The organism is Rathayibacter sp. AY1D1, from assembly GCF_002932635.1.
Classification (GTDB): Bacteria; Actinomycetota; Actinomycetes; order Actinomycetales; family Microbacteriaceae; genus Rathayibacter.
In genome coordinates, this window is the sequence record NZ_PSVY01000008.1 from 112,997 (window position 1) to 128,170 (window position 15,174).

Consider the following 15,174-nt stretch of genomic DNA (forward strand, 5'->3'; position numbering starts at 1 on the left):
TCAGAGCACGGTCCACCGCTTCTCGAGCGCCGCGTCCACCGCCTCCGCGAGCTCGTCCAGCCGCCGGGAGTCGAGGCGCCCCGGGTCCGCGGCCGCGCGGATCCGCCCGCTCATCGCTGCGATCGCCGAGCGTCGCCGCGGCAGGGTCGCGGTGAACGCGCAGTCGCGCAGCAGCACCAGCAGCTCGCTCGCCCGGCCCTGCGCCTCCGCGAGGACCTCGAGCCGCCGCTCGAACGGCGACTCCGGGACCGTCACCCGCAGGAACCCGTCCGGATCCTGGAACGTCGCCGGCGGATCCGGGACCCGCGCGAGCAGCGCCAGTGCGGCGCCCAGTTCGTCCAGATCGCCCTCGTGCGCCAGCTCCCGCAGCCGCGAGTCCACGTCGTCGGCCGGCCCCGCCCCGAGCTCCACCGTCCGCAGCACGAGCGCGTCGAGCCGGCGCTCCTCCTCCTCGCCCGGGACCGACGGAGTCGCCGACCACCACGAGAGCACCGGAGTCGCGGCCACCGCGTGCTCGCCGATCCGCCGCTCCAGCGCGATCAGCAGGTCCTCCCGCGCGGCGAGCGCCACCAGCGCGTCCACGTCGACGTGGAGAAGGGTGCCCGAGGCGGGCGGCGCCACCAGCCGGCGTCCGGAGGGGGGGACGGTCTCCGCCCGCGTCCTCGCCCCGGGTCCGCGCCCGCTCGCCCGCAGGATCTCCTCCTCGAGGGTCCGCCGGGGTCGTCGTCGTCCGCTTCCGCGCGCCATGCCGTCACGCTACCGTCGGCCGCATGACCCGGTTCCTCGCCCTCCTCCGCGGAGTGAACGTGAACGGCCGCACCGTCCGCAGCGCCGAGCTCGCCGAGACGGTCGCCGGGATCGGCGTGGACCGGGTGCGGACGGTCCTCGCGAGCGGCAACGCGGCCTTCGACTCCGATCGCCCGGCCGCCGAGCTGAAGCCCGCGCTCGAGGCGGCGCTCGCCGAGCGGTTCGGCTACGACGCCTGGATCGTGCTCGTGACGCAGGAGGCGCTCGCCGCGGTGCTCGCCGCCTACCCGTTCCCGCGGATCGACGAGGAGGCGCATCCGTACGTCGTCTTCGGCTCGGACGAGGAGGCGCTCGACGCCGCGCAGGCCGCGATCGGCGAGCCGGATCCGGCGGTCGAGCTCGTCGCCCGGGGCGCCGGTGTCCTCTACTGGCGCTGCCCGCGCGGCTCCTCGACGGACACTCCGGTCGCGAGGATCCTCGCCCGTTCCGCCTACCGCTCGAGCACCACGACCCGGAACCTGCGCACCGTCGAGAGGCTCGCGACGGCGTGACGTCCGCGGCCGTGGCAGGGCCGTCTCCGGGCTCCGCGAGCGGCGCCTCGGGGCGCCTCCGACCTCGGGAGGCGAGGAATCGGGGCTGAGAGCACGCACATTCTTTGGTTAGGCTGTCCTTAGTGCCGGTCCACTCGGACCCTGCGCCGCCTCCCGCACAGCCTCTCGAAAGGGACCCATGCCCCGCGCCACTACGCCCCTCGCCCTGCTCGCCGCCACCGCGCTGACGATCGGCCTCGCCGGCTGCAGCGGCTCGGCCGCCGGAGACGACGCCGCCGCCGACAGCGGCTTCACGCCGATCACGATCGAGCACGCTCTCGGCACCACCACCATCGAGTCGGCGCCCGAGCGCGTGGCGACCGTCAACTGGGCCAACCACGAGGTGCCGCTCGCGCTGGGTGTCGTCCCCATAGGCATGGCCGCCGCCAACTTCGGCGACGACGACGGCGACGGGCTCCTCCCCTGGGTGAGCGAGAAGCTCGACGAGCTCGGCGCCGAGACCCCCGTCCTCTTCGACGAGACCGACGGCATCGACTTCGAGGCCGTCTCGGACACCGACCCGGACGTCATCCTCGCCGCCTACTCCGGCCTCACGCAGGAGGACTACGACACCCTGAGCGAGATCGCCCCCGTCGTCGCCTACCCCGAGACCGCCTGGGGCACCTCCTGGCGCGACATGATCACGCTGAACAGCGAGGCGATGGGCAGGGCCGACGAGGGCGCCGCCCTGATCACCGAGCTCGAGGGCGAGATCGAGGAGAAGGTCGCCGCGCACCCGCAGCTGGCCGGCACCTCGGCGATGTTCCTCACCCACGTCGACCCGACGGACCTCAGCCAGGTCAGCTTCTACACCTCGCACGACACCCGCCCCGCGTTCTTCGAGGACCTCGGCGTGGCGACCCCGGGCAGCATCGCCACCGCCTCCGCCGCGACCGACAAGTTCTCGCTCACGCAGAGCGCCGAGCAGGCCGACGCCTTCAGCGACGTCGACGTGATCGTCACCTACGGCGACGACGAGCTCGTGAGCACCCTCAAGGCCGACCCGCTGCTCTCGCAGATCCCCGCGGTCGCCGACGACGCCATCGTGCGCCTGCCCTCCACCCCGCTCGGCACCGCCGCCAACCCGACGCCGCTCTCGATCTCGTGGGTCCTCGACGACTACCTGGACCTGCTCGACGAGGCCGCCGCCAAGGCCGCGCAGAGCACTCCGGCCGCCTGAGCCGGGACCCGACCCGCGTGACCCTCGCCGCTCCTCCCGCCGCCTCGGGCGTCGCCGCCGTGCGCCGCCCGAGGCGGCTGCGCGCCCTCTGGCTGGTCGCGGCCGTGGCCGTGCTGCTCGCCGCCGCCGTGGTCTCGGTGCTGGTGGGGTCGCGGGAGGTGGCGTGGAGCGACGTGGTCGCCGCGTTCGGCGGGTCCACGGACGGATTCGCGCAGGCCGCGGTCGCCAAGCGCATCCCGCGCACCGTGCTCGCCGCGATCGCGGGCGCGGCCCTCGGCGTCGCCGGCGTGCTGATGCAGGGGGTGACCCGCAATCCGCTGGCCGACCCCGGCATCCTCGGGGTGAACACCGGAGCCTCGCTCGCGGTCGTGACGGGCATCGTCTTCTTCGGACTGACGAGCTCCGCCGCCTACGTCTGGGTCGCGATCGGCGGGGCCGCGGTCGCCGCGGTCTTCGTTTACACGGTCGGGTCGCTCGGGCGCGGCGGCGCGACTCCGCTCAAGCTCGCCCTGGCCGGGGCCGCCACCTCGGCCGCGCTGGTCTCGGTGATCAGCGCGATCGTCCTGCCGCGCGCCGACATCGCGGGCGGCATCCGCTCCTGGCAGATCGGCGGAGTGGGCGGCGCCACGTCCGCGAGCATCGCGCAGGTGCTCCCCTTCCTCCTGGCCGGCCTCGTCCTCTGCGTGCTCTCGGCCAAGAGCCTCAACACCCTCGCGCTCGGCGACGAGCTCGCCGCGGGCCTGGGGGAGCGGGTCGCCCTCGCGCGCGGCGGGGCCGCCCTGGGCGCGGTCGTGCTCTGCGGAGCGACGACCGCGGTCACGGGGCCCATCGGCTTCGTCGGCCTGGTCGTCCCGCACGCCTGCCGCCTCCTCGTCGGCGTGGACCACCGCTGGCTGCTGCCGTTCTCTGCGGTGACCGGCGCCGTGCTCCTGATCGCGGCGGACATCGTCGGCCGCGTCGTCGCGCGCCCGAGCGAGATCGACGTGGGCATCGTCACCGCGCTGGTCGGCGCCCCGGTGTTCATCGCGATCGTCCGCCGCCAGAAGGTGCGCGAGCTGTGACCGCGCTGCTCGAGGCGCCCTCCGCCACCGCCCGCGCCGTCGCGGCCGGCCGCCGCCGCCGCGGGGCCCGCCGCCGGGTCGTCGTCGCCGTCCTCGCGGTCCTGATCGCGGCCGTCCTCGCCGTCTCCCTGCTGGTCGGCCAGACCGTCTACTCGCCCGACGAGGTGCTGCGCGTGATCCTCGGCGAGCAGGTCCCCGGGGCGAGCTTCACCGTCGGGCGCCTCCGCCTCCCGCGCGCCGTGCTCGCCCTGCTGGTGGGCCTGTGCTTCGGGCTCGGCGGAGTGAGCTTCCAGACCATGCTCCGCAACCCGCTCGCCAGCCCCGACATCATCGGGATCAGCGCCGGGGCGAGCGCCGCCGCGGCCTTCGCGATCGTGACGCTCTCGCTCGGGGCGGCGCAGGTCTCGGCCCTCGCGATCGTCGCGGGACTCGTGGTCGCCCTGCTCGTCTACGCCCTGTCCTACCGCAGCGGAGTCGCCGGCACCCGGCTGATCCTGATCGGCATCGGGGTCGCCGCGATGCTCGACTCCCTCACCGCCTACGTGCTCTCGCAGGCCGCCGCGTGGGACCTGCAGGAGGCGTCCCGCTGGCTCACCGGGAGCCTCAACGGCGCGAGCTGGAGCGAGGTCGTGCCGGTCCTCGCCGCGGTCGTCGTCCTCACCCCCGTCCTGCTCTCGCGCTCGCGCGACCTCTCCGCCACGCAGCTCGGCGACGACACCGCCTCCGCGCTCGGCATCCGCGTGAACGCCACCCGCCTCGTCGTGATCGTCGCCGCGGTCGGGCTGATCGCCTTCGCGACGGCCGCCGCCGGCCCGATCGCGTTCGTGGCCTTCCTCTCCGGCCCGATCGCCGCCCGCCTGATCGGGCCCGGCGCGTCGCTCCTCATCCCCTCGGCCCTCGTCGGCGCGCTGCTCGTGCTCGTCGCCGACTTCGTCGGGCAGTTCGGGCTGGGCCTGCGCTACCCGGTCGGAGTGGTCACCGGCGTCCTCGGGGCGCCGTACCTCGTCTACCTCATCGTCCGCAGCAACAGAGCGGGAGGCTCACTGTGACCACCGCGCACACCCTGACGGCCGAGGGGGTCACCCTCGGCTACGGCGACCGGACGGTCGTCGACGGCCTCGACCTCGTCGTCCCGCCCGGCCGCATCACCGCGATCGTCGGAGCGAACGCCTGCGGCAAGTCGACGCTCCTGCGCTCGATGTCGCGCCTGCTCGCGCCCCGCTCCGGCGCCGTGCTGCTCGACGGCAGGGCCGTGCACCGGACGCCGGCGAAGCAGCTCGCCCGCACGCTCGGCCTCCTCCCGCAGTCGCCGATCGCCCCGGAGGGCATCACCGTCGCGGATCTCGTCGGCCGCGGCCGCCATCCGCACCAGGGGATGCTGAGCCGCTGGAGCGCCCACGACGACGAGGCCGTCGCGACCGCGCTCGACGCGACCGACACCGCCGCCCTGGCCGACCGCTCCGTCGACGAGCTCAGCGGCGGGCAGCGCCAGCGCGTCTGGATCGCGATGGCCCTCGCGCAGGAGACCGACGTCCTGCTGCTGGACGAGCCGACCACCTTCCTCGACGTCAGCCACCAGATCGAGGTGCTCGACCTGCTCGTCGACCTCAACCGCACCCGCGGGACGACGGTGGTGATGGTGCTGCACGACCTCAACATGGCCGCCCGCTACGCCGACCACCTCGTGGCCATCGCGCACGGCGCGGTGCACGCCTCCGGCACCCCGGCCGCGGTGCTCACCGAGGAGACGGTGCTCGCCGTGTTCGGCCTCGACAGCCGCATCATCACCGACCCGACCTCGGGCACCCCGCTGATGCTCCCCCTCGGGCGGCACCGCCTCGCCCCCGAGCGGATCGACGCCCCCGGCGGCGCGCAGATGACGGACGTGTAAACGGTTCCACACGGCGGCCGGGGGGCGTATACGATACCTGCAGTCCGCGGCGGACGACCGTCATCGGCGGAACCGCCGAACGCCTGCCCCCGATCAGAGGTCCTCCCCGCCGTGACTGCATCCCCGACGCGCCCCGACGCCTCCGCCCTCCGCGGCGTCCGCGCGCTCCTGTTCGACCTCGACGGCGTGCTCACGCCGACCGCCGACGTCCACATGCAGGCCTGGTCGCGGCTGTTCACGGAGTACCTCTCCTCGCGCGGGATCGCCGAGGGCTACACCGACGCCGACTACTTCCGGTACATCGACGGACGCCCGCGGTACGACGGCGTCCGGGCGCTCCTCGCCTCGCGCGGCATCACCCTCCCCGAGGGCGCGCCCGAGGACGACCCGTCGCTCGAGACCGTCTGCGGGCTCGGCAACCGCAAGAACGACGCCTTCAACCGCACCCTCGCCGAGACCGGCGTCGCTCCCTACCCGGGCTCGCTCCGCTTCGTCGACGCCGCGATCGCCGCGGGCGTGCAGGTCGCCGTCGTCACCTCCTCCCGCAACGGCGTGCCGGTGCTCGAGGCGGCCGGCCTCCGCGACCGCTTCGAGGTCGTCGTGGACGGGCTCCTCGCCGCCGAGCGCTCGATCGCCGGCAAGCCCGCGCCCGACACCTACCTCTACGCGGCCGAGCTCCTCGGCCTCCCGGCCGCCGAGTGCGCCGTCCTCGAGGACGCGCACTCCGGAGTCGCGGCAGGCCGCGCGGGAGGCTTCGGCCTCGTCGTCGGCGTCGACCGCGGAGTCGGGGCCGACACCCTGCTCGAGCACGGCGCCGACCTGGTCGTGGACGACCTGGCCGAGCTGCTCCCCTTCCTCCCCACCGCTCCCGCCCCCGAGGACGCCGCATGAACCCCATCACCTCCGACCCGCTCGACCGGAACCGCTTCCCGATCGACGAGTGGGCTCTCGTCGAGACCGAGTTCGCCTCCGAGCTGCAGGGCCGCACCGAGACGCTCTTCGCCACCGGCAACGGCTACCTCGGCCTCCGCGGCAACGTGGAGGAGGGGCGCGACGGCTACGCCTACGGCACCTTCATCAACGGGTTCCACGAGACCTGGCCCATCCGCCACGCGGAGGAGGCGTTCGGCTTCGCCCGCGTCGGCCAGACCATCGTCAACGTGCCGGACGCCAAGATCATCCGCCTCTACGTCGACGACGAGCCCTTCGTGCTGAGCGAGGCCGACGTCCTCGCCTACTCGCGCCGCCTCGACTTCGCGAACGGCGTGCTCACCCGCGAGCTGGAGTGGCGCACCCCCTCCGGCAAGCGCGTCCTGATCCGCTCGCGCCGCCTGGTCTCGTTCACCGACCGGCACCTCGCGATCCTCGACTACGAGGTCGAGATGCTCGACCACGACGCGTCCGTGCTGATCTCGAGCCAGATCCTCAACCGCCAGGACGGCGTGGACGAGTACCACGCCCCCTCCGGCAGCGAGGGCGCCGGCTTCGACCCGCGCAAGGCGGAATCGTTCGAGGACCGCGTGCTCCAGCCGCGCCTCAAGCGCGTCAGCGGCACCCGCTACCTCCTCGGCTACCGGACCACCAACTCCCAGATGACCGTCGCCTGCGGCGCCGAGCACCAGCTCGAGACCGAGAACGAGTGGGACCAGACCTCCCAGATCGACGACGACCTCGCCAAGCACGTCTACCGCGTGAAGGCCAAGGCCGGCCGGCCGGTCCGCCTGGTCAAGACGCTGACCTACCACACCTCCCGCGGCGTGCCCGTGCGCGAGCTCGCCGACCGCTGCGACCGCACGCTCGACCGCGCCCGCGAGACGCCGGTCGAGGAGCAGTTCGTCAAGCAGCGCGAGTGGCTCGACGACTTCTGGACCCGCTCCGACGTGCAGCTGGACGGCCAGCCCGCCATCCAGCAGGCCACCCGCTGGAACCTCTTCCAGCTCGCCCAGTCCACCGCCCGCACCGACGGCGGCGGAGTCGCGGCCAAGGGCGTCTCGGGCTCCGGCTACGGCGGCCACTACTTCTGGGACACCGAGGTCTACGTCCTCCCGTTCCTCAGCTACACGGCGCCCCTCGTCGCCCGGAACGCCCTGCGCTTCCGGCAGAACATGCTCGAGGCCGCCCGGGCGCGCGCCTCCGAGCTCAACCAGCGCGGCGCGCTCTTCCCCTGGCGCACCATCAACGGTCAGGAGTCGTCGGCGTACTACGCCGCCGGCACCGCTCAGTACCACATCGACGCCGACATCTCCTACGCGCTCATGCAGTACGTGGGTGCCACGGGCGACGACGACTTCCTCGCCCGCGGAGCGATCGACATCCTCGTCGAGACCGCGCGGATGTGGGCCGATCTGGGCTTCTGGCGCAGCAACGGCGACGATCACTTCCACATCCACGGAGTGACGGGGCCGGACGAGTACACGACCGTCGTCAACGACAACCTGTACACGAACGTCATGGCCCGGGCGAACCTCCGCTCGGCCGCCCGCGCCGTCGAGCTGCTGAAGGCCGTCGAGCCCGCCGCGTACGAGCGGATGGCCGACCGCCTCGCTCTCGACGAGGGCGAGGTGCTCGAGTGGGCGCGCGCCGCCGAGAAGATGCACATCCCCTTCGACGCGCGGGCGGGCATCCACCCGCAGGACGCGGCCTTCCTCGAGAAGGAGCTGTGGGACCTCGAGAACACCCCCGCGAGCAAGCGCCCGCTGCTGCTGCACTTCCACCCGCTGGTGATCTACCGCTTCCAGGTGCTCAAGCAGGCCGACGTCGTGCTCGCGCTGCTGCTGCAGGGCAACGAGTTCACCGCCGAGCAGAAGCGTGCCGACTTCGAGTACTACGACGCGCTGACCACCGGCGACTCGACCCTCTCGGCCGTCGTGCAGTCGATCATCGCCGCCGAGGTCGGCTACAGCGACCTGGCCCGCCACTACTTCCTGTCGGCGCTGTTCGTCGACCTCGCCGACCTGCACCGCAACACCGCGGACGGCATCCACGTCGCCTCGACGGGCGGCGTCTGGAGCGCCCTCGTCTACGGCTTCGGCGGGATGCGCGACCACGGTGGGCGGATCACGCTCGACCCGCGCCTGCCCGACGACTGGGACCGCCTCGCCTTCCGCATCACCCTCCACGGCACGCGCGTGCGCGTCGAGGTGACGCAGACCGAGGTCCTGCTGACGGTCGAGACCGGCGACTCCGCCGCGATCACCGTCCGCGACGAGCGCGTGCACGTCGCTGCCGGCAGCCCCGTGCGCGTCCCGCTCACGCACCAGGGCCGCCGCCTGCACGGCGCGCCGACCACGTCCGACATCGAGGGCACCCGCCGTTCCGACGGCACCGTGATCACCGCCTCGATCCCCACCATCTCGATGACCCCCGAGCCCGAGGTCCTGACCGGGCCCTGAGCGGCTCCGTGAACATCGCCCATCACGCACGAGACCCCCGGCCGGAACCGGGGGTCTCGTGCGTCGCGGGCGGGCGGAGCCGCCCGGACCGGATGCGTCAGGCGGAGGCGAGCAGCGACTTCAGCGCCGACGTGAAGAACGTCAGCCCGTCCACACCCGAGCGCATCGCGGCGGCCGTGTCGGGCCCGAAGCCCTCCTCGACGGCGTGCTCCGGGTGCGGCATGAGCCCCACCACATTGCCGCGGCGGTTGCTGATGCCGGCGATGTCGTTCATGGAGCCGTTCGGGTTGTGGCCGAGGTAGCGGACGACGACGCGTCCCTCCGCCTCGAGCTCGAGCAGCGTGTCGGCCGAGGCGATGTAGCCGCCCTCGCCGTTCTTCAGCGGGATCGTGATCTCCTGGCCGGGCTCGAAGCCGTTCGTCCAGGCGGTCTCGGTGCTCGCGACCATCAGGCGCTGGTCGCGGCAGACGAAGGATCCGATGTCGTTCGCGATCAGGCCGCCGGGCAGCAGGTGCGCCTCGGTGAGCATCTGGAAGCCGTTGCAGATGCCGAGGACCGGGGTCCCGGCGTTCGCCGCGTCGACGACCTCGCGCATGATCGGGGAGTGGGAGGCGATGGCGCCGCAGCGCAGGTAGTCGCCGTAGGAGAAGCCGCCGGGCAGGACGATCGCGTCGACGCCGTCGAGGTCGTGGTCGCCGTGCCACAGCGCGACCGGCTCCGCACCCGCGAACCGGACGGCGCGCTGGGCGTCGCGGTCGTCGAGCGAGCCGGGGAAGGTGATGACGCCGATCCTCATCGGGCGGCCTCCGCCGGGTAGTGGATCCCGACGACGTCCTCGATCACCGAGTTCGAGAGCATCTCGTCGGCGATGCGCTGCACCGAGGCGCGCACCTCGTCGGTCACCTCGTCGACGGTGATCTCGAAGCGCTTGCCCACCCGCACGCCGTGGAGGGCGGAGTGGCCCAGCCGCGCGAGCGCGCCGGCGACGGCCTTCCCCTGCGGGTCGAGCAGCTCGGCCTTGGGCATGACTTCAACGACGATCGTGGGCACCGTGTTCTCCGGAGTCTCGGGGGAGTGCGGTCTTCCGCGCGACCATCGTACCCGCGGGGGTCCCCGCGATCGGCGGCGCTCAGGAGGTCGTGACGCGGATCGCGTTCGCCCAGGGGTCCTCGAAGGCGAGGGTGCGGCCGTCGTCGCGGGTGGCGACTCCGGAGCGGGCCAGCCGCTCGCCGAGCGCGCCGAGATCGTCGGCGCCGGGCACCACGATCTCGACCTGTCCGAGGCCGAGGGCCTGCTGCCGGCGTCCGGCGCCCGCCGAGTTCCAGGTGTTCATCGCCATGTGGTGGTGGTAGCCGCCCGCCGAGACGAAGAGCGCCTGCCCGCCGTACGCGATCGTCGTCTCGAAGCCGAGCCGGTCGACGTAGAACTCCTTCGCGGTGGCGACGTCGCCCACGCTCAGGTGCACGTGGCCGACGGAGGCGCCGCCGAGGCGCGGCTGCGCGATCGACTCCTCGGTGAGGTGCTCCTGCAGGAACGCGTTCGGGTCGAGGAAGAGCGTGCTCATCTCGATCCGCCCGTGCGTCCACGACCACTGCGTGCGGTCGCGGTCCCAGTAGAGCTCGACGCCGTTGTGCTCGGGGTCGTCGAAGTAAAAGGCCTTGCTGACCAGGTGGTCGGAGCTGCCGGTGAAGGAGCCGGGGTGCCGGCTCGCGACGCTGTACACGGCCGCGGCGAGCGCCGCCTCCGATTCGAAGAGGATCGCCGTGTGGAAGAGGCCGGCGCTGCGCGGCGAGGCGTGCACCAGCTCGGGCGCGTGCTGGAGGATCACGGCCGGCACTCCGCCGCGGCCGAGCACCGCGACCGGTCCGTCGTGCGAGAGCAGCTCGAGCGTCACGGCGTCGCGGTAGTAGGCGATCATCCCGTCGAGGTCGGCGACGCGGAGGGTCACCGCGCCCATCGCGGTGTCGGGAGCGAGCAGGTCGGGGGAGGAGGTGGTCACGGCGGAGACGCTACCCGCTTTTGGTTGAAGCTACAACCATTCAGAGCGGCGAGCGCTCATAGGAACCGCATAAGCATCGTCCAGGCGGCGCCGGGAGGCCGGGCGTGGAATGGGAACCGGTCGTCGTCAGGGGCGGCCCCGGCACGAGGACGACACCATGAACGAGCGACACGAATCCGACGAGCGAGAGCTCACCGACCAGCCCGCCATCACCGAGGCGACGGGCGCCGACGAGGTGCGCGCGCTGCGCGCGGACGACCGTCGTCGTCGTCGTCGGGCGCTGATCGCCGGCGGCCTCGGCCTCGCCGTGCTGATCGGAGTGACAGCAGGCGGAGTCGCCACCGCCGGCCGCACCGAGGCGGCCTCCTCCGCCTCGGCCGGCGCCGCCACGATCGTCTACCCCGGCGGCTCGCGGGGATCCTTCGGCGGCGGGTACGTGATCGTCCCCTCCTGGGGCGGATCGACGCAGGGCGGATCGACGCAGGGCGGATCGACGCAGGGCGGCTCGACGCAGGGCGGCTCCTCCCCGTACGGCTCGACGCAGGGCGGCTCCTCCGCCGCCGAGCCGGCCACCGGCGCGACCGACGCCGTGGCCGCGAGCACCGCGCAGACCGCCGGCGTCGTCACGATCACCTCCGAGCTCACCTACCAGGGCGCCCGCTCGGCCGGCACCGGCATGATCCTCACCTCCGACGGCATGATCCTCACCAACAACCACGTCGTCGAGGGCGCCACCGCGATCTCGGTCACGGTGGAGTCGACGGGCCGCAGCTACACCGCCCGCGTCGTCGGCACCGACGCGACGAACGACGTCGCCGTCCTGCAGCTGGAGGACGCCTCCGGCCTCACCCCCGCCTCGCTCGACACGGACGGGGTCGCTGTGGGCGACACCGTGATCGCCGTCGGCAACGCGGGAGGGACGGGCGACCTGGTCGCCGCCACCGGCACGGTCACGGGTCTCGATCAGCAGATCACCACCCGCTCCGAGTCGGGGATCTCCGCCGAGACGCTGACCGGGCTGATCCAGACCGACGCCGACATCGTCTCCGGCGACTCCGGCGGCCCGCTCGTCGACTCCGCCGGCCGCGTCGTGGGGATGGACACCGCCGCCTCCAGCGGGACGGCCGACATCACCGGCTTCGCGATCCCGATCTCGAAGGCCCTGGACATCGTGGCCACCATCGAAGCGGGCGCCGACACGGCCACCGTCGAGATCGGCTATCCGGCCTTCCTCGGCGTCTCCCTCTCCTCCGGCACCGCGTCGCCGACCTCGCGCGCGCTCGCGACCACCGCGTCCGGCGCCGTGATCGGCGGAGTCGTCGAGGGCGGGCCGGCCGCGCAGGCGGGCCTCGAGGCGGGGGACGTCGTCACCGCGGTCGACGGGGTCGCCGTCGCCTCGGCCGACCAGCTGTCCGCCTCGCTCGCGCAGCGCGAGCCCGGGGAGTCGGTGACGATCTCGTGGACCGACTCCGCGGGCGCCGCCCGCTCCGCCCAGGTCGTGCTGGTCGAGGGTCCGGTCGCCTGATCGGAGCCTCCGCGTGGCCGCCGGAGCGTTCCCGGCCGTTCACCCGGACGAGCGCGCCACGCCGCCCGTTGTTTTGATCCGCTCAAGACAACTCGGGTAGTGTCCTCGGCATGACGACAGTGGACGAGCGGCTCCGAGCCTCCGGGCTCAAGGTCACCGCCACCCGGCGCGCGGTGCTCCTCGCTCTCGAGGAGCACCCGCACTCCGGGGTGGACGCGGTCCTGGCCCGAGTGCGCGAGGGCCTCCCCGAGGCTTCGGCCCAGGCGGTCTACGGAGTGCTCTCGGCGTTCACCGACGCCGGGATCGTCCGCCGCATCGAGCCGGAGGGCCACCCCCGCCGGTTCGAGCTGCGGGTCGGCGACAACCACCACCACGTGGTGTGCCGGCGCTGCGGGGCCGTGGCCGACGTCGACTGCGTCGTCGGGGAGGCGCCGTGCCTGCATCCGCAGACCGCGAGCGGCTTCGCCGTGGACACCGCCGACGTCACGTTCTGGGGCACCTGCCCCGACTGCCTGGCCCTGGCCCACTGACCGACATCCGCTACACCGCAGCGGCGGGCCCCGTGCCCCTCGCCGACAGGAGGAACATGACCGAGGAACGATTCACCACCACGAACTCCGGAGCACCGGTCGCGAGTGACGACCACTCGCTGAGCGTCGGAGCCGACGGACCCCTCGCGCTCCACGACCACTACCTCGTCGAGAAGCTGGCCCAGTTCAACCGCGAGCGCATCCCGGAGCGGGTCGTCCACGCCAAGGGCGGCGGAGCCTTCGGACGCTTCACCACCACCGCCGACGTCAGCGCCTACACGCGTGCCGCGCTCTTCCAGCCCGGAGTCGAGACCGAGATGCTCGCGCGGTTCTCCACGGTCGCCGGCGAGCAGGGCTCGCCCGACACCTGGCGCGACCCCCGCGGCTTCGCGCTGAAGTTCTACACGAGCGAGGGCAACTACGACCTCGTCGGCAACAACACCCCCGTCTTCTTCATCCGCGACGGCATCAAGTTCCCCGACTTCATCCGCTCGCAGAAGCGCCTGCCCGGCAGCCACCTGCGCGACCACGACATGCAGTGGGACTTCTGGACCCTCTCGCCCGAGTCGGCCCACCAGGTCACATGGCTCATGGGCGACCGCGGCCTCCCCTCCTCGTGGCGGCACATGGACGGCTTCGGCTCGCACACCTACCAGTGGATCAACGCCGCCGGCGAGCGCTTCTGGGTCAAGTACCACTTCAAGACCGATCAGGGCGTCGAGATCCTGAGCCAGGAGCAGGCCGACCAGATCGCCGGTGAGGACGCGGACTTCCACATCCGCGACCTGTCCTCCGCCATCGACCGCGGCGACTTCCCCTCGTGGACGCTGTCCGTGCAGGTCATGCCGTACGAGGACGCGAAGAGCTACCGGTTCAACCCGTTCGACCTCACCAAGGTCTGGCCCCACGCGGACTACCCGCTGATCCAGGTCGGCACCATGACGCTCGACAGGAACCCCGAGAACTACTTCGCGCAGATCGAGCAGGCGGCGTTCGCCCCCTCGAACTTCGTGCCCGGGATCGCGGCAAGCCCCGACAAGATGCTCCTCGCGCGCATCTTCAGCTACGCCGACGCGCACCGCTACCGCGTGGGGACCAACCACGCGCAGCTGCCGGTGAACGCGCCGAAGTCGCCCGTGCACTCGTACTCGAAGGACGGCCCCATGCGGTTCGACTTCCAGAAGTCCGAGGTGCCCGTCTACGCGCCGAACACGATGGGCGGCGCCCACGCCGATCCCGCCCGGGCGGCGGAGTCGGCCGGCTGGGAGACCGACGGCGAGCTGACGCGCGCCGCGGCGACCCTCCACCCGGAGGACGACGACTTCGGTCAGGCGGGGACGCTCTACCGTGAGGTCCTCGACGACGACGCGCGCGCCCGCCTGGTCGCGAACATCGCCGGCCACGTGTCGAAGGTCACCCGTCCGGAGCTGCGGCAGCGCGTGCTCCAGTACTGGGCGAACGTCGACTCGTCGCTCTCGCAGCGCGTCGCCGAGGCGCTCGAGCCCGCGGCTCCCGGTGCGGACGTCTCCCCCGAGGCGGTCGGCATCGGGGCGTAGTCCCGGCATCCACTCGAGGAGCGCGCGGTACCGGAGCGATCCGGGTCGCGCGCTCCTCGTCGTTTCCGGGGAGGGTCCTTCCACTCGGTGGAGTCGGATCCCGCGCGCGGGTGCCCGCCTCGGTCCGATGCAGCCGGCTCGGACCCCGGATCCGCCCGCGGAACCGGGCGCCGACGGGGAGGACCCCTGATCCCGACACGCCCGGGATGTGCGATTTCGGCCCGTCGTTTGACAGCACCGCGATCGCTGCGTAACTTATTCCGAGTCGCCACAAAGGCCGCAGGGAAACGGAAAGAGCAGCAGCTCCTACGTCCCGGCCTCAATCGGGACCATCCACTCGGCAAGACAGCTTTTCGGAGCAGGTCTGCCGCACCGATGTAAAGCCTTCGCAGGATCCCTCGGATCCAGCAACTTCGCCGCCCGGCGCAGGACTCAGGTCCTGAACCGAGCAACGTCGGAGCGCCTATGAGCGTGACGACATCGCGAAGAAGCCGGATTTGACACGGCCTGCGGATGTGCTAAGTTATACAAGTTGCCACGGCGACAGGGGAAAGAAACTTCTCCTAGTCTACCGAGAAGACGCGTATGACGCAAGCAACAAATTCTTCGATCACTTTCGTTGTGAAGCACCGTTCTGGTGTGGAGGCGGGATGTGTCCGATTCTTGAGAACTCAACAGCGTGCACTATGTTCAATGCCAATTT

14 protein-coding genes are annotated in these 15,174 nt (G+C 72.4%); 10 read left to right on the forward strand and 4 right to left on the reverse strand.

Annotated features, from left to right (window positions below; translation table 11 throughout):
• Entirely contained in the window at positions 1-747 is a 747-nt protein-coding gene (locus C5C56_RS08170) for a DUF2254 family protein (protein ID WP_104319371.1), read from the reverse strand.
• A 23-nt stretch (positions 748-770) separates the two neighbouring features.
• Here C5C56_RS08170 and C5C56_RS08175 point away from each other — a divergent pair, with 23 nt between their 5' ends.
• The 7 genes from C5C56_RS08175 to C5C56_RS08205 all read left to right on the forward strand — a co-directional run bounded on the left by C5C56_RS08175 (position 771) and on the right by C5C56_RS08205 (position 8,861).
• Positions 771-1,298 carry a DUF1697 domain-containing protein gene (locus C5C56_RS08175; protein WP_104247463.1) on the forward strand — a complete coding sequence of 176 codons (528 nt, stop codon included), beginning with the start codon at positions 771-773 and terminating at the stop codon, positions 1,296-1,298.
• Between the two features lie 178 nt (positions 1,299-1,476).
• The gene (locus C5C56_RS08180) at positions 1,477-2,517 is read left to right on the forward strand and encodes an iron-siderophore ABC transporter substrate-binding protein (RefSeq protein WP_104319372.1); all 1,041 of its coding nucleotides are present in this window, start codon (positions 1,477-1,479) and stop codon (positions 2,515-2,517) included.
• 17 nt (positions 2,518-2,534) lie between these two features.
• Positions 2,535-3,578 (forward strand): iron ABC transporter permease, encoded by a 1,044-nt coding sequence (locus C5C56_RS08185; RefSeq protein WP_104234258.1) that lies wholly within the window; start codon positions 2,535-2,537, stop codon positions 3,576-3,578.
• Positions 3,575-4,627, forward strand: coding sequence for an iron chelate uptake ABC transporter family permease subunit (locus C5C56_RS08190; RefSeq protein WP_258063477.1), 1,053 nt, complete (start codon positions 3,575-3,577; stop codon positions 4,625-4,627). Before C5C56_RS08185 ends, C5C56_RS08190 begins: the two co-directional genes overlap by 4 nt.
• The gene (locus C5C56_RS08195) at positions 4,624-5,469 is read left to right on the forward strand and encodes an ABC transporter ATP-binding protein (protein WP_104222740.1); all 846 of its coding nucleotides are present in this window, start codon (positions 4,624-4,626) and stop codon (positions 5,467-5,469) included. Before C5C56_RS08190 ends, C5C56_RS08195 begins: the two co-directional genes overlap by 4 nt.
• A gap of 111 nt (positions 5,470-5,580) precedes the next feature.
• On the forward strand, positions 5,581-6,360 hold the full coding sequence (locus C5C56_RS08200) for an HAD family phosphatase (RefSeq protein ID WP_104222739.1): 780 nt from the start codon (positions 5,581-5,583) through the stop codon (positions 6,358-6,360).
• Complete coding sequence (locus C5C56_RS08205) at positions 6,357-8,861, forward strand: glycoside hydrolase family 65 protein (RefSeq protein ID WP_104222738.1); 2,505 nt, start codon at positions 6,357-6,359, stop codon at positions 8,859-8,861. The genes C5C56_RS08200 and C5C56_RS08205 overlap by 4 nt, the downstream gene beginning before the upstream one ends.
• Before the next feature lie 97 nt (positions 8,862-8,958).
• Here C5C56_RS08205 and purQ read toward each other — a convergent pair whose 3' ends face one another.
• From purQ to C5C56_RS08220, 3 genes are all read right to left on the reverse strand, one after another.
• Positions 8,959-9,657: a phosphoribosylformylglycinamidine synthase subunit PurQ gene (gene purQ, locus C5C56_RS08210; protein WP_104222737.1), complete on the reverse strand. Its 699-nt coding sequence runs from the start codon at positions 9,655-9,657 to the stop codon at positions 8,959-8,961.
• On the reverse strand, positions 9,654-9,911 hold the full coding sequence (gene purS, locus C5C56_RS08215) for a phosphoribosylformylglycinamidine synthase subunit PurS (protein WP_104222736.1): 258 nt from the start codon (positions 9,909-9,911) through the stop codon (positions 9,654-9,656). The genes purQ and purS overlap by 4 nt, the downstream gene beginning before the upstream one ends.
• Before the next feature lie 79 nt (positions 9,912-9,990).
• Positions 9,991-10,818 (reverse strand): VOC family protein, encoded by an 828-nt coding sequence (locus tag C5C56_RS08220; protein ID WP_104222842.1) that lies wholly within the window; start codon positions 10,816-10,818, stop codon positions 9,991-9,993.
• Between the two features lie 199 nt (positions 10,819-11,017).
• Here C5C56_RS08220 and C5C56_RS18135 point away from each other — a divergent pair, with 199 nt between their 5' ends.
• The 3 genes from C5C56_RS18135 to C5C56_RS08235 all read left to right on the forward strand — a co-directional run bounded on the left by C5C56_RS18135 (position 11,018) and on the right by C5C56_RS08235 (position 14,471).
• A complete protein-coding gene (locus C5C56_RS18135) occupies positions 11,018-12,385 on the forward strand; it encodes a S1C family serine protease (protein WP_219813879.1) in 1,368 nt (455 codons plus the stop codon).
• Between the two features lie 110 nt (positions 12,386-12,495).
• Positions 12,496-12,915: a Fur family transcriptional regulator gene (locus C5C56_RS08230; RefSeq protein ID WP_104222735.1), complete on the forward strand. Its 420-nt coding sequence runs from the start codon at positions 12,496-12,498 to the stop codon at positions 12,913-12,915.
• A 56-nt stretch (positions 12,916-12,971) separates the two neighbouring features.
• Positions 12,972-14,471 carry a catalase gene (locus tag C5C56_RS08235; RefSeq protein WP_104319373.1) on the forward strand — a complete coding sequence of 500 codons (1,500 nt, stop codon included), beginning with the start codon at positions 12,972-12,974 and terminating at the stop codon, positions 14,469-14,471.
• Positions 14,472-15,174: the final 703 nt, after the last annotated feature.

What these genes read in the sequence shown, in the direction of transcription:
- C5C56_RS08170 (WP_104319371.1), bottom strand. Translation starts at nt 747, where the DNA reads ATGGCGCGCGGAAGCGGACGACGACGACCCCGGCGGACCCTCGAGGAG.
- C5C56_RS08175 (WP_104247463.1), top strand. Translation starts at nt 771, where the DNA reads ATGACCCGGTTCCTCGCCCTCCTCCGCGGAGTGAACGTGAACGGCCGC.
- C5C56_RS08180 (WP_104319372.1), top strand. Translation starts at nt 1,477, where the DNA reads ATGCCCCGCGCCACTACGCCCCTCGCCCTGCTCGCCGCCACCGCGCTG.
- C5C56_RS08205 (WP_104222738.1), top strand. Translation starts at nt 6,357, where the DNA reads ATGAACCCCATCACCTCCGACCCGCTCGACCGGAACCGCTTCCCGATC.
- purQ (WP_104222737.1), bottom strand. Translation starts at nt 9,657, where the DNA reads ATGAGGATCGGCGTCATCACCTTCCCCGGCTCGCTCGACGACCGCGAC.
- C5C56_RS08220 (WP_104222842.1), bottom strand. Translation starts at nt 10,818, where the DNA reads ATGGGCGCGGTGACCCTCCGCGTCGCCGACCTCGACGGGATGATCGCC.
- C5C56_RS18135 (WP_219813879.1), top strand. Translation starts at nt 11,018, where the DNA reads ATGAACGAGCGACACGAATCCGACGAGCGAGAGCTCACCGACCAGCCC.
- C5C56_RS08230 (WP_104222735.1), top strand. Translation starts at nt 12,496, where the DNA reads ATGACGACAGTGGACGAGCGGCTCCGAGCCTCCGGGCTCAAGGTCACC.
- C5C56_RS08235 (WP_104319373.1), top strand. Translation starts at nt 12,972, where the DNA reads ATGACCGAGGAACGATTCACCACCACGAACTCCGGAGCACCGGTCGCG.